Source organism: Actinoplanes palleronii (assembly GCF_016862315.1).
Classification (GTDB): Bacteria; Actinomycetota; Actinomycetes; order Mycobacteriales; family Micromonosporaceae; genus Actinoplanes; species Actinoplanes palleronii.
Genome location: NZ_BOMS01000049.1, coordinates 1 through 13,541, shown reverse-complemented (window position 1 = coordinate 13,541; position 13,541 = coordinate 1). Strand labels below are relative to the sequence as shown.

11 protein-coding genes are annotated in these 13,541 nt (G+C 71.3%); 5 read left to right on the top strand and 6 right to left on the bottom strand.

Annotated elements, in window-relative coordinates:
* Positions 1-113: 113 nt before the first annotated feature.
* Complete coding sequence (locus Apa02nite_RS17740) at positions 114-812, bottom strand: histidine phosphatase family protein (protein WP_203825968.1); 699 nt, start codon at positions 810-812, stop codon at positions 114-116.
* Between the two features lie 13 nt (positions 813-825).
* Entirely contained in the window at positions 826-1,578 is a 753-nt protein-coding gene (locus tag Apa02nite_RS17735) for an SDR family oxidoreductase (RefSeq protein WP_203825967.1), read from the bottom strand.
* 133 nt (positions 1,579-1,711) lie between these two features.
* On the opposite strand from Apa02nite_RS17735, the gene Apa02nite_RS17730 reads away from it, so the two are divergent.
* Together Apa02nite_RS17730 and Apa02nite_RS17725 are read left to right on the top strand one after the other, a co-directional pair.
* The gene (locus Apa02nite_RS17730; protein WP_239164374.1) at positions 1,712-2,404 is read left to right on the top strand and encodes a DUF4389 domain-containing protein; all 693 of its coding nucleotides are present in this window, start codon (positions 1,712-1,714) and stop codon (positions 2,402-2,404) included.
* A gap of 27 nt (positions 2,405-2,431) precedes the next feature.
* Complete coding sequence (locus Apa02nite_RS17725; protein ID WP_203825966.1) at positions 2,432-3,811, top strand: FAD-binding oxidoreductase; 1,380 nt, start codon at positions 2,432-2,434, stop codon at positions 3,809-3,811.
* Here Apa02nite_RS17725 and Apa02nite_RS17720 read toward each other — a convergent pair.
* Entirely contained in the window at positions 3,786-4,208 is a 423-nt protein-coding gene (locus Apa02nite_RS17720; protein ID WP_203825965.1) for an MmcQ/YjbR family DNA-binding protein, read from the bottom strand. The genes Apa02nite_RS17725 and Apa02nite_RS17720 overlap by 26 nt on opposite strands.
* Positions 4,209-4,256: 48 nt before the next feature.
* On the opposite strand from Apa02nite_RS17720, the gene Apa02nite_RS17715 reads away from it, so the two are divergent.
* A complete protein-coding gene (locus tag Apa02nite_RS17715) occupies positions 4,257-4,802 on the top strand; it encodes a hypothetical protein (RefSeq protein WP_203825964.1) in 546 nt (181 codons plus the stop codon).
* A gap of 3 nt (positions 4,803-4,805) precedes the next feature.
* On the opposite strand, the gene Apa02nite_RS17710 is transcribed toward Apa02nite_RS17715, so the two are convergent.
* Positions 4,806-6,011: a pectate lyase gene (locus tag Apa02nite_RS17710; RefSeq protein ID WP_203825963.1), complete on the bottom strand. Its 1,206-nt coding sequence runs from the start codon at positions 6,009-6,011 to the stop codon at positions 4,806-4,808.
* Positions 6,012-6,215: 204 nt separating this feature from the next.
* Here Apa02nite_RS17710 and Apa02nite_RS17705 point away from each other — a divergent pair, with 204 nt between their 5' ends.
* On the top strand, positions 6,216-6,893 hold the full coding sequence (locus Apa02nite_RS17705; RefSeq protein WP_203825962.1) for a hypothetical protein: 678 nt from the start codon (positions 6,216-6,218) through the stop codon (positions 6,891-6,893).
* Between the two features lie 12 nt (positions 6,894-6,905).
* Here the strand turns inward: Apa02nite_RS17705 and Apa02nite_RS17700 are convergent, their stop codons facing one another.
* Entirely contained in the window at positions 6,906-7,943 is a 1,038-nt protein-coding gene (locus Apa02nite_RS17700; RefSeq protein ID WP_203825961.1) for a DUF1707 SHOCT-like domain-containing protein, read from the bottom strand.
* A gap of 613 nt (positions 7,944-8,556) precedes the next feature.
* Here Apa02nite_RS17700 and Apa02nite_RS17695 point away from each other — a divergent pair.
* Positions 8,557-9,285, top strand: coding sequence for an Ltp family lipoprotein (locus tag Apa02nite_RS17695; RefSeq protein ID WP_203825960.1), 729 nt, complete (start codon positions 8,557-8,559; stop codon positions 9,283-9,285).
* Positions 9,286-9,378: 93 nt separating this feature from the next.
* On the opposite strand, the gene Apa02nite_RS17690 is transcribed toward Apa02nite_RS17695, so the two are convergent.
* Positions 9,379-13,419 carry a HEAT repeat domain-containing protein gene (locus tag Apa02nite_RS17690; RefSeq protein ID WP_203825959.1) on the bottom strand — a complete coding sequence of 1,347 codons (4,041 nt, stop codon included), beginning with the start codon at positions 13,417-13,419 and terminating at the stop codon, positions 9,379-9,381.
* Between the last annotated feature and the right edge of the window lie 122 nt (positions 13,420-13,541).

Below are 13,541 nucleotides of genomic sequence, written 5' to 3'. Positions count from 1 at the left end.
GGGTGGGCCGTGAGCGCCCGCGATCTGGCACTGCGGACTCTCGTCGCCCCCGGAAGAGAGCGATGCAGTGATGTGGGCCTACCTGGCTGGCAGACGCATCCGATCGGACATCGTCACCGGTAGGTGAGCAGCCTGGCGTCGGTCTCCACGTGGGTGTGTTCGTTGAAAGTCGACAGGGAGAGGCCTCGGCTGCCGGCGATGACCTTGGTGACGCCGGTGTTGACCGACACCCGGTTCAGGGACGCCCACATCGTCGCCACCGGGGCGTCCGGGCCCAGCGTCAGCAGGGCGGCGGCCATCGCGATCGGGCCGCCCGAGCTCACCACGACCACGTCGCGGTGCTGGCGCAGCTGGTCGCGGATGCGGGCCAGCGCGGCGGCCACCCGGTCGCGGAAGGACACGAACGACTCCGCGTACTCGGTGTCGTAGGAGCCGGAGGACCAGCGCAGCGTGGCGGCGTCGAAGACCTCCTGGAAGGCGCGGCCCGGATGCTCGGTGCGGTTGATCTCGGTCATCATGGCGGTGCGGTCGCGGTAGAGCGGGCGGTGGATCTCGACGACGTGCTGGAAGTCGAACTCGTCCCAGCCCGCGTCGACCTGCGACTCCGGCGCGCCGAGGCTCTCCATCAGCCCGGCCAGGGTCTCGTCGTGGCGGCGCATGGTGCCGCGCACCACCAGGCCGGGCTTGACGCCGCGGGCCGCCAGGGCACGACCGAGCACCCGGGCCTGCTCGTGGCCGAGATCGGAGAGCGCGTCGTAATCGTCCGCGCCGAAGGACGCCTGACCGTGTCTGATCAGCAGAAGGCGGGCCATGTCACGGTTCCTCTCAGACCATTTTTCGTACGATGGAAAGCGGCAGCACCCGCAACGCCGCGCCGATCGGCAGCCACGGCCACGCCGGGACATACGCTTTGACCTTGCGTTTCTCGATCGCCGTGACCATCGCCCGCACCCCGACCGGCGTGTCCACGATGAACCTCGTCTTCTGGGTGACGTGCTCGTTCATCTCCGAGCGGATGTAACCCGGATAGATGACCGACACGTCCACGCCGGGAATGCGTTCGGAGCGCACCCCCTCGGCGATCGCCGCCACCCCGGCCTTGGTCGCCGCATAGGTGGTCATCGACCGGCGCATGCCGCGCAGCGCCGACATCGACGAGATCAGCACCAGGTGACCGCGGCCCTGGGCACGGAAGATCTGCAGGGCCGCCTCCGTCTGGGCCAGCGCACCCACGAAGTTGACCATCGCGGTCGCCCGGTTCGCGTCGAACCGGCCGGTGCCCAGCGGCGCGCCCTTGCCCAGCCCGGCGTTGACGATCACCCGGTCGATCCGGCCCCACTCGTCGGCGAACTGCTGGAACACCGCGAACACGGCCGCGTCGTCGGTGACGTCCAGCGCCCGGACGCTGACCCGGCGCCCGGGATGCTCCGCGACGATCCGCTCGCGCAACGCCTCCAGGCGATCGGTACGGCGGGCACCGAGCGCGAGGTCGTACCCCAGAGCCGCGAACTGCCGGGCCATCTCCTCGCCCAGGCCCGCGCTCGCGCCGGTGATCAGCACCACGGGAGGTTGATCCATGCGCACACGGTAGGGCACGCGATGCTCCGCACCGGTCACGGGTTGTCGAATCTCGGACATTCCTCGTGCGCCCTCCCCGGTGCGTGATGTCCTGCGTGAAGAAACGCCCATCGATGGACGGAGGCACGCCGTCGTGACCGCACCCGTCGCCTACCCGGTACGCGTCGACACGCGGCTGGATCCGGGCCTGTCCCGCTGGCTGTGGCTGGTGAAGTGGCTGCTGGCCATCCCGCACTACGTCGTGCTGGTCTTCCTCTGGATCGCCTTCCTGCTGCTGTCCGTCGTCGCGTTCTTCGCGATCCTGTTCACCGGCCGGTACCCGCGGGCGATCTTCGACTTCAACCTCGGCGTGCTGCGCTGGGGCTGGCGGGTGAGCTACTACGCGTACAGCGCGCTGGGCACCGACCGGTACCCACCGTTCACGCTGGCCGACGTGGTGGACTACCCGGCCCGGCTGTACGTGCCGTACCCGGAGCGGCTCTCCCGCGGCCTGGTCCTGGTGAAGTGGTGGCTGCTGGCGCTGCCGCACCTGATCATCGTGGGTTTCCTGGCCGGTGGCGGCGCCGGGTTCGCCGCGAACTCCGACACCGCCAGTTACAGCTGGACCGGTGGTGGGCTGATCGGCCTGCTGGTGCTGATCGCCGCGATCATCCTGGCCGTCACCGGGACCTACCCGGCCGGGCTCTACGACTTCATCCTCGGGCTGAACCGCTGGGTGTTGCGGGTCGCCGCCTACACCGCGCTGATGACCGACGCCTACCCGCCGTTCCGCCTCGACGCCGGCGGCACCGACCCGGCCACCGCCGCCGTCGCTCCGGCCGGGTAGCCCACTGCCGCGCGTAGGGTCGAGGCCATGCGACTGGATCTTGACCTGCCGGCCGGCCTCGACCTGATCGTGGACCCGGATGTGCTGGCCGGGCTCAGCCACGACGACGCGGAGTGGGCGCCCTACGGCACGGCGCTCGCCGCGGTGCGTCCGACGAACACCGCTGAGGTACGCCGGATCGTCGCGGCCTGTGCCACCCGGCAGATCCCGATCGTGCCGCGGGGCGCCGGCACCGGCCTGTCCGGCGGCGCGAACGCGGTCGACGGCGCGATGATCCTCGACCTGTCGCGGATGAACCGGATCGTCGAGATCGATGCGGAGAACATGACCGCGACCGTTCAGCCCGGCGTGGTCAACGACGACCTGAAGGCCGCGGTCGCCGCACACGGACTGTGGTATCCACCCGACCCGGCCAGCGCGCCCTGGTCCACCATCGGCGGCAACGTGTCCACCAACGCCGGCGGGCTGTGCTGCCTGAAGTACGGCGTGACCCGCGACTACGTGCTCGGCATGGAGGCCGTGGTCGGCGGCCCGGCCGGCGAGTACGGCACCGCGGTCCGGCTCGGCCGGCGCACCACCAAGGGCGTCAGCGGCTACGACCTGGCCGGCCTGTTCACCGGCTCGGAGGGCACGTTCGGCGTGATCACCGAGGTCACCCTGCGGCTGCGCCCGGCCCGCCGGGAAGCGCCGCGCACCGTGGTCGGCGCGTTCGGCAGCGTGGTCGCGGCGGGGGAGGCGGTCGCCGCGATCACCCGGGCCGGCCTGCTGCCCGCCGCGCTGGAACTGCTCGACCGCACCTGCCTGCGCGCCGTCGAGGACTGGAAACACCTGGGCCTGGAGGCCGACGCGGCCGCGCTGTTGCTCGCCCAGCTCGACACCCCCGGGTTGGCCGGGGACGAGGAGGCGACGGCGGTCGCGGACGTCTTCCGTACGGCCGGGGCGCTCTGGTCCGAGCAGTCCACCGACGAGGTCGAGGCGGAAGCGCTGTTCGCGGCGCGGCGACTGGCGTATCCGGCGCTGGAGCGGTTGGGGCCGGTGCTGACCGAGGACGTGTGTGTGCCGCGCTCACGCGTACCGGAAATGCTCTCCTCGATCGAGAGGATCGCGGACCGGAACGGCACGACGATCGCGACCATCGCCCACGCCGGCGACGGCAACCTGCACCCGCTGATCCTGGCGCCGGCCGGTGACGACAGCGCGCGGCAGGCGGCGCAGGCGGCGTTCGATCAGATCCTGACCGCGGCGATCGCGCTGGGCGGCACGGTGACCGGCGAGCACGGCGTCGGCCTGCTGAAACGCGCCGGGATGCGGCAGGAGCTGTCGGCCGGGGTGCTGGCGATGCAGGTCGCGGTCAAGCAGACGCTGGACCCGTTGAACCTGTTCAACCCGGGCAAGGTGGTCGGTTGAGCAGCCGGGTGACCAGGAATTTCGGGGCCAGTTCGCAGTAGCTGTCGGTGAGTAGCTCGGCGATCTCGAGCCAGTCGGTGTGCTGACCGAGAACGACCGCGCCGACGTTGTGGCCCCAGGGGGCGCGGAAGAACGGGAAGCCGCTCGCGGTCAGGCCGAGCAGGTCCTCGAGCGGCACCCGGAACGTCATCACGGTCGGCGCCTCGCCGCCGGTCACGTGCTCGGCGTAGACCGGGAAACGCTCCACGTCCGGGGTGTAGACGTGGGCGACGGTCCGGGTGCGGATCCGCCAGCGGATGCCGATCCAGGCCGGTTCCTCATACGTCTCGGGCAGCTGCCGGCAGATCGGCCGCAGCTGATCGAGGATTTCCGGGGGCACGTCTCCAGGTCCGGACATGCGGTCCACCGTACGATAGTGAATCGCCCTCGACCCGATGGGGAGAGCATGACGCTGATCGACCTGGACCAGCCGCCGCCGGTGCCGGCGACGGACCGGCGGGAGCCCCGGCGGTGGCGGCGGATCGCCGCTTCCGCCGCGCTGATGCTGGTCGCGGCCGGTCTGGGCGGGTTCGCCACCGACCGGTGGCAGCAGCAGCGCAGCCGGTCGACGGTCCAGGTCGCGGTGCTTGCCGATCTCAGCCTGTTGCCGCCCATGCGCTACGAGATCGGCGCGCAGACCAGCCGGGTGGCCGCGGTCCTGCACCTCACCGTGGTGAACACCGGGCCGGTGCCGGTGCGGCTGGCCGCGATCAGCGTCGCGGCGTTCGGGATGGGGACCGACGACTGGATGCCGGTCGACAAGCTGATCGCGCCGGGTCAGGGGACGATCAGCACGAACTACGGTGGCATCGACTGTGAGGACACCGCGCTGGCCGGGACCGCGCCGGCGACCGCCGAGGTGGTCACCACGGATGGTGACCACCGGAGGCGGATCGCGGTCGACCTGGGGGAGTGGCGCGACCAGGTGGCTCAGACCTGCACGAAGGTCTAAGGGCTACTTGTACGTGATGTCGCTCTGGGTGACCTTGCAGTTGGCGTCGTTCCAGCCCTCGCCGAGGTAGGTCGGCTCGCTGCCCTTGGCCACGCCCTTGTACTTGCCGCAGACCACGACGCTGGAGCTGTTGCTGATCGTGACCCGGGTGATGGTGGCGACGTCACCCCAGTTGCTGTTGATCCCGGCGACCATGTCGATGTCGTTCAGCAGCACGTTGTCGATCTTGACGTTGCGCTGGTAGGAGGTGGTGCAGTTGCCGCAGCCACGGTAGAGCTTGCCGGAGCCGCTGAGGTAGAAGCCGGAGATGCTGACCGTGCCGTTGCCGTTGTGCTGGAAGGTCTTGTCGCTGCCGGAGCGCGCGCCGCCGCCGATGACGTAGCTGGTGCCGCCGCCGGTGCCCTTGAACGTCGCGGCGTCCTCGCCGATGTCGTTCCACCACACGTTCTTGATCGTGCAGGTGCCCTCGCAGTGCACGCCGTCGCCGGCCGGGGAGCCGATGATGACGTTCTGCAGGGTGCCGCCGTTGGCGATCGAGAACATCGGATCCTGCGACTCGCTCTGCGAGCCGTCACCGATGCAGCAGTACGTCTTCATCCCGCCGTCGAACGTCCCGGACACCGAGATCGTGCCGGACACGCTCACCGAACCGGCCGAGCTCGGCCACGCGCCGGTCGGCGTGCCGGTGCCGCTGGTCGGGCTGGTCGTCGGGCTCGCGGTGGGGCTGGTGGTCGGGGTGGTGCCACCGCCGTTGTACGTCTCGAACTCGGCGATCCGCGGCGCCGCGGACGCGCTGGTGATCTCGAAGGTGAGCTTCTTCAGCGCGGTCGAGGTGAAGCTGATCGTGCTCGGGCTGCCGCTGCCGCTGGTCAGCACGGATCCCGAGTCGGCGTTGAGCACCCGCCAGGCGCTGATCGTGCCGCCGCCCGAGGCCTGTTTGATCACGGCCGAGGACACCGTCGTGGCGCTCGTCCACTTGACCGAGACGGAGCCGGTCGCGCTGGTCGGCGCCCAGTAGGTGCTGGTGTTGCCGTCCTTGACGTTGCCGTAGCTGGTGCCGCTGGCCTTGCTGGAGCCGTCCGCGCCGGCGCTCAGGCTCAGGTTGTCCGCGGCCTGCGCGGGGCTCATCGGCAGCATCAGCGCGATGGCGGCGCTCGTGATCGCGGTGGCCGCGCCAGCTGTCCACCGTAGAGCGAGAGATCGTTTCATCGGTGCCTCACGTCGTCGTCGAGGGTGCGCCGAGCCGCCGCTGTCCGGCAGGAAAGCGCTTTCCTGTGACCATAGGGAAACGTCGATGCAATAACAAGGAGTTGCAAAGTTTGCAGGAAGTTGAACGCGACTCGCGTTTTCTCAGGGTAGGCCTAGGGGATAGGCCCGATTCGATGGCCGCGGGTTGCGGCGAGACTCGGCCGCATGAGATTCCTTCGTACGCTGAGCGCCGCCGTGGTCACCGTCGCCGCGGTGGCCCTGGCCGCTCCGGCCTCCGCCCAGACCGCGCCGGATCCGACCGATCCGCTTTCGTACGACTACAGCGACTGCCCACTCCTGCCGTCCGACATCGACCCGACCGGCTGGCGCTGCGAGGTGCACCTGGCCACCGGCGCGATCACCGTCGGACGGCAGCGGCTCACCGGCATCCCGATGCGCCTGGTGCACGCCGAGGGACCGCGCCCCGACGGCACCACCGGCCAGATCTTCGGCGGGCTCCAGTCGCGCCCGACGGCCGTGCCGGGTGGCCGGATGACGGTGCAGGTGCGCTACGCCGGGTACGCCGACCTGGTCGGGAACGGTCCGGACCCGGGCGGGCTGTACCTGATGCTCACGGTGCGTGGCCCGGGGCTGGGCGAGCACTGCACGATCGGCACCGTGGCCGATCCGATCCGGACACATGCCGCCCGGGTCGGTGCCACCACGACGATCCCGACCGACCCGCCGATCAAGCAGTTCACCCTGCAGGACACCGCGTTCACGGTGCCGGCGTCCAGCGGGTGCGGCCCGCGTGCGCACGGGGTCGACGCGCGGTTCGGGCTGCCCTCGGCGACGGGGAACGTGCTCACGTTGGCGACGGCGTACACCTACCGGATGTACTGACGCCGGCTTTCCTCAGCGGGAGTAGATGACCTCGCGCATCAGCTTCGCGGTGGGCGCGGCCGGGCAGAGCTGGTACATCGCGGCCAGCCGTTCGTCACCGAACTGCTCGAAGTCCCGGACCGTGGTCGGCCGGGTCTCCTCGTCGGTGACCTCGTATTTCACGGTGTCGGCACAGAACGAGAGGAGCACGCCGAGGGAGTCGATGATGCTGTCGCCGTTGCCGATGCGCTGGTCGATGACGACAGCCTTCTTCTCCGCCCCGGTCAGCCGGTGCGAGTCCGGGACCTGGGCCTCGCAGAAGTAGGTTCCACTGTTCTCCGCCCAGGCGTCTTCGAGCGACGTGTACGTCACTTTGTCATCGGAACGGCCGACGTTGCACTCGATCGTTATCTCCGGCGTCGCCACCGTTGTCGTCGGGATCTGCGCCGTCGTCGCCTTCTTCGTCGGGATCTGCGTCGTCGCTGCCGGGGTGGCCGGGCGGGGCGTGTGCTCGGCGCTCGCGGTCGCGCTCGCCTCGACGGCCGCGCTCGGCTCGCTGGGTTTGGATCGCGTGCCCCAGGCCACGACGCCGGCGCCGACGATCACGACGAGGATCGCGGCGAAGGCTGCGGTCTTCGCCGGATTCCGCTGTGCGATCTTCACAGCGCCGAAGCCGGAGAGCTTGTGCAGGACGGCCGGGGCGGTCGCCGGCAGTTGCGGGACGGTCCGGAAGGCCGGCGGCAGGTCGACGGCGAACCGGGACAGGTCGGCAGCCCAGACGGTCTGGTTCACCGCCACGGCACGTTCCTCGAACTCCGGGAACTGGAGATATCCCTGAGCGGCGGCCTCGCCCAGCCGCTCGACGACGTGGGCCCGCTGCTCATAGGTCGCGCGCCGAGGCAGATCCGCGGTGAAGGTCGCGAGTTCGTCAGCCCAGACCGTGAAGCTGGCCGCCGTGGACCGCTGCTCGAACTCGGCCAGGCTGACCCGTCCCTCGACGAGAGCCCGGTTGAGCTCCTGAACGGTCCGCTCTCGTTGGACGTTGCTGGCGCGCACCCGCTGACCTGTCACGACCTCGCCTCACTCACCACCACATGTGCACTCGACCTCGCATGTATCGACCGGTCGGGGTCTGACTTGAGGTCCATGCCGTCATCGGCGGTCCTGCCAGTCGATGAAATGGGTGCATCTATTGCGTATTGCGGCCAGAAAAGGCGGGATCGTGAGTGCTCGAATCGGGTTTTCCGACGGTGCAGGTCATGCGCCCCGGGTGACGCCGTTTCCGTGATCGCACCTGTGTGATGGACGACGGCGGATATTTCGTCCGGCGCATTTGGGCGTTCCGCGACGGGTGTCGCGGTGTGGCGGTATTGATTGGCATTCCGGCTGTGGGGCCGAGGTGGTGACCGTCCATTTTCTGCATTTCGAGTCCGTCCGGCCAATCGCGACTGTCGGATTGACTTGATCTACTTGCGGCGGACAGCGGGACGGGTCATCGCGCGAGCGGCGGTTCGTTCGAGCTCCGGCAGTCCTATCGTCCCGGCAGGGCCGTCTGATTCCGGCCGGCGTGATTCCGGGAATTGAACTATTGCGACCTGAATGAGAGCTGTTGACGATGAGTGACGAAATGCAGGTTCCTCCAGCCGGTCCGCAGGGGCAGTGGGTCGCGGCGCCGGGAGGTCCTGTGCCGGTCGGGCAGCCGGCGGCGCCGCAATATCCGCCGCAGTTCCCGCAGGGCGCCCCAGCGTACGGGCCGCCCGGTATGCCGTTCCCGCCGGTGAATCCGCAGGACGCGCGGGCGCAGGCCGCAGCCGCGAAGGCGTACCGGAAGTCGTTGCGGCCGTTCTACAAGAAGAAGCGGGTCATCATTCCGGCGGGTCTGGCCGCGCTCCTGGTGATCGGTATCGCGAGCGGTGACGGCGGCGAGACCGCCGCGCCGTCCGCTGCCGCCGTCACCACCAGCGCGACGGCCGCGGCGGCCGTCGCGGCGGCGGACGTGACGCAGAGTGGGACCCCGGCGGCGAAGCCCACGACCGCGGCGGCGACCACGAAACCGGCGGCGCCGGTCGCCGAGCCCACCACCGAAGCCCCGGCCGCCAAACCGTTGACGGTGGAGCAGGAGAACGCGGTCCAGGCGGCGCAGAGTTACCTCGACTTCAGCGCGTTCTCCCGAAAGGGTCTGATCAGGCAGCTGTCGTCGGATGCCGGTGACGGCTACTCGGTGAAGGCGGCGACGTTCGCGGTCGACTACCTGCACATCGATTTCAACGAGCAGGCCGCCAAGTCGGCAAAAAGCTACCTCTCCTTCAGCGCGTTCTCCCGTAAGGGTTTGATCCAGCAGCTGGAATCCAGCGCCGGCGACGGTTTCACTCACGCCCAAGCCGTGTATGGGGTAAAGAAAGCCGGCCTCTGATAGTCAGGTCCGGGTTCCGCCGCCGCCGGTCGTGCACCCGACCTTGCTGGTCTCGATCGGCGGGTCCCCGGCAGAGTCCGGAGTGCGTGCCGCTCACTGCACCTGGCTGGCCGCGGCATGCCCGTCGGATGCCTCCGCCTCGGTGATCCGGTCGAGGACCGTGTGGTAGACGTGCCGTCTGTCCGGGCGGGCGTGACTCGCCGCGTGGGTCAGGGCGCCGAGTGCCGGTGGACCGGTGCGGAGCAGGGCGTCGGTGGCGGCCCGGCGGACGATGGTGTGCTGGTGGGCGAGCAGGCCGACGATGGCGGGGATCGCGGGCTGGTGGGCGGCGTGACTGAGGGTGCTGATCGCGGAGCGGACCACGGCAGGTTCGGGGTCGTCGAGCAGGATCATGGTGTGGCTCAGGTAGGTGGGGCGGCTCAGCAGCCGGCGACCGAGGCGGTGGGCGTGCAGGCGGACCCGGGCGTGCGGATGGTGGAGCAATGCGGCGAGCAGGTCGGTGATCTCGGGGTCCTGGCCCGTGCCCGGGCCGGCGCCGGCCAGCTGGGTGAGCGCGCGCCGGATCTGTTCGGGGTGACCGGTCCGGATCATGGTGATCAGCTCGGGTCGGGCCGGCCGGCGGGTGGCGGGGCCGGTCGGGGGCTGCCGGCGCTCGCGGAGGGCCGCCAGGGCTGCGGCATCGCGGTCGGCGGCGTCCGGGTCGCGGAGCGGGCCGTCCACCAGCAGGAGCCGGTCGGCGAGGTCGTCGCGTCCCGCGGCGCGCAGCCGCCGATCGGTATCGGACAGTTCCGGGGTGCGCAGCAGGGGCTGGCCGGCGATCAGGTCGAGGAAGCCCCAGGCTCCGGCGTCGAGGCGGCCGCGCAGGCTTGCCGCGGTCAGGTCGGGCGACGCGCGCAGCACGTGTTCGGCTGACGTTCGGGTGGCGGGTCCGCCGTGTTCCCACCAGTCCAGCAGCAGCGGGATCAGGTGGTGCCGGTCGGCCGGAGCGAGGTGCCGTGCCACGCGGGCTGCCCGTTCGTGAACGGCGTCGCCGCCGGAGCGCAGCTCGGCCTCGTCGAGGGTGGTCAGGGCGCGGGCGAGGGCGGGGGTGATCGCCAGGTCGACACGTCCGTGCAGGAACGCGCGGAGCACGGTGCGGGTGGTCTCCGGTTCGGGCCAGTCACGCAGCGTCGCGGCCGCGGCGTCGCGCTGGTTCCGGGTGGGAGCGTCGAGCAGGGCGAGCAGGCGGTCGCGTTGCGCGGCCGAGCGGGGCTGGTCCAGGTCGCCGTCGTACGGAGTGCGGGCGGTGGGGACGGGGCGGTGGGCGTCCTCGGTCAGGGTCCAGGGTGGTGTGTCGATGGGTTGGAGGGCTTCCATCCAGTCCAGCATCGCGGCGCGGGCATCCTGGGCGGCTGCGGGGAAGACGTCGATCAGGGTGTCCAGGCGCTGCCGGGAGGAGACCGTGCCGTCATCGGCTCGGCGGAACTCGTCGAGGGTGTCTGTCCCGCGTACGGCGGCTTCGAGCGCCTGCCGCCAGGCCGCGGCGCCGGGATCGGGATCGGGAGCGGAACCGGACGTGCGGGTCGCGGCGAAGGCGTCGCGCAGCAGGGCGGTCTCGGCCAGCCACGGGTCGGGGCCGAGCCGGGCCTCCGCGATGGCGTGCTCGACGTCCGCGCGGGTCAGGACCGCGCCGTAGCGGCGCAGCAGGACCAGCGATGACCGGCGCCCGGCGGCGGGCGCGAGTGCGCGGACCCGGGAGGTGAGGCCGAGTCGCTGGGCGGGGGACAGGTGCGCAGCGACCGCTTCGAACACCTCGATCAGGTCGTCGCGGTCCTGCCCGGTGGTATCGGACAGGCCGCTGACCAGGGTGTGCGCGGCCCGGCTGAAGGTCGCGAGCTCGTCGGCCGACCAGGGAGCCGGGCAGAGTCTCAGGATGAACCGCAACGTCGCTGACCGGCTGCCCGGGACAGCGTCGGCCAGTGCGAGCCAATCGGCGAGCATCGGCCGCAGCCGGTCGAGCCGATCCGTGCCTACCTGCTCGGCCGGGCGGTCCCGGCGGTCGTGCCGGTCCTGGTGGTCCCGACGGTCTCGACGGTCCTGTTGGTCGTGCCGGTTCACGATTTGTTGGGCGATTGCCGGGTTCCAGCCGTCGAGCGTCAGGGCATCGATGTCAGAGTCGAGGGGGTCGGCGCCGGCTGGGTGGTTGCTGCTGGCTGGTGCGGCGAGGCCGTGTGCCGCCAATGTGGCCGTCAGGTCCTCGATGGTCCCGGAACCGAGCTCGATCCGGCCCGCGGCGATCTGGGCGAGCAGGACCGGCGCGATCGGCGACTCCTGGTGGGCGAGGGCGTCGACCGCGCGGGCTGACAGCTCCCGGCTGAGCCCGTCGAGCAACAGTTCGCGGGTCCGGTTGTCGCCGGCCTGTTCGGCCGCCGCGAGGACGGTGGCGGCATACGCGGCGCCGAGAATCGCCCGCAGCGCCGCGACGAGGTCGGCCCGCAGGCCCGGGTTGTCGTGGTGGCCCAGCCAGAACAGCAGCCGGGGCACCACCGCGGGCGTGCCGGCCCGGACCAGGGCCGTGGCTGCGGTCTTCTTGACGTTCATGGAAGGGTTCTCCAGGCACGCTGCGATCGCCGGGGCGGCCCAGTGGGCCCGGACCTGGCCGAGCGCGAGCAGCGCTTGCCGGACGGTCTGCGGGTCGCCGGCGGTGGTCAGCACGATCAAGCTCGCCGACAGCACCTCGGCGTCGGCGGCGATCAGCGCGATGACCTGCTTGCGGACGTGCCGGTCGTGGTGGCGCAGCAGGCGGTGCACCCTGGCCCGGGTCCCCGGGTAGGGCGCCTGGCGCAGCAGGCCGAGCAGGATCGCCTGCTCGGCGGAGGACAGGTCGGTGCGGTCGATCAGGTCCAGCGCGATCGTCGCGACGAGCGCGTGACCGGCCTCGTCGGCCCTGCCCGCCGCCCGCAGGCAGAACGGTCGCAGCTTCCGGCGTTCGTGCAGCCGGGCGCCGAGGGTGTGTATCGCGGTCGCGACCGCATCGGGCACAACGGGTTCGCTCGTGGGCCGGTCGTCCGCGGGTGCGGCATCGGCGGTTCCGGCGAGGTCCCCGACGATCCGCAGCAGGAGGTCGGTGATGCTCGGCAGCACGGCCGGGTCACCGGTGCGGGCCAGGCGGAGCAGCGCCTGCTCGGGGTCGTCCGGGTCGATGTCGGCGTTCAGCACCGCCAGCTCCCGGGGATCGGCGGCACCGAGGTCGGCCCGGACATCCGGTGACAGGTCGCGGGGGTTGAGACGCTGCAGAATCGCGTGCCGCTCCCCGGGATCATCGGTGAGATGCCACAGCAGGGCGAGCGCACGATGCCGCACCGGCCGCAGGTAGGGCGCCACGAGCCCGGCCCCGGGCGCACCAGCCGGAGGCGCGCCCACCCACGGTGCGCCCGCCGCTGGCCGGTCGGCCTCGGATGTGCCGGAGTGGGGCGCGACGGTCCGGGGGTCGCCGGACAGCGGAACCGGCCCGGGACCGGTGTGGGGTGCGGCGGCCGGGGAGTCGTCGGTCGGCGGAGTCAGCCCGAGTTCCTGCCGCAGCGCCGCCACGGTCCGCGGACCGCCGATGGCTTCGAGAGCGCTCAGCGCCGCCTCGGGTGCCCGCGGCAGCGCGTCGAGGACCGCCGCTTCGGCCGCGTGGTGTCCGAGCGCGCGGATCGCGGTCAGGAACGGTTCCGGATGTGCCGTGGTGGGCAGCGCGGCGGTGAGGGCGTCGCCCACCGGCAGGTCGTCGCTGCCCTGCTGGGCCAGGCCGACCAGCAGCGCCACCCGGCGCGGCCAGCTCGCCTCGTCGGTGTCCTCGGTCACCAGCGCGCGGAACGCCTCGTGCCGGCAGGTGAACACGATGGTGGCGGTCTCGGTCGCGGAGATGCTGTGATCGGCGAGCGCCAACTCCACGATGGGCACAGCCTCCTCGCCGCGCGGGAAGAGACCGCGCCGGTGCATCGCCCGCAGGCAGGTGATCGCCGCCGCACCGAACAGCAGCGGATCACCGGCCGCGATCGCCGTGACCCCGGCGATGTCGTCGCGGCCGGCCAGCTCGCCCAGCGCCCGCAGGGCGCGCTGCCGGGACCGCGGCGGCCGGGCCGGGTCCGCGACGATGTCCCGCAGCACATCACCGTGTCCATGCCGAGCCGCGACCAGGATGGCGGCGTCGACCCCCACGGCGTCGACCCCCACGGCGTCGACCCCCACGGCGTCGACCCCCACGGCGTCGACCCCCACGGCGTCGACCC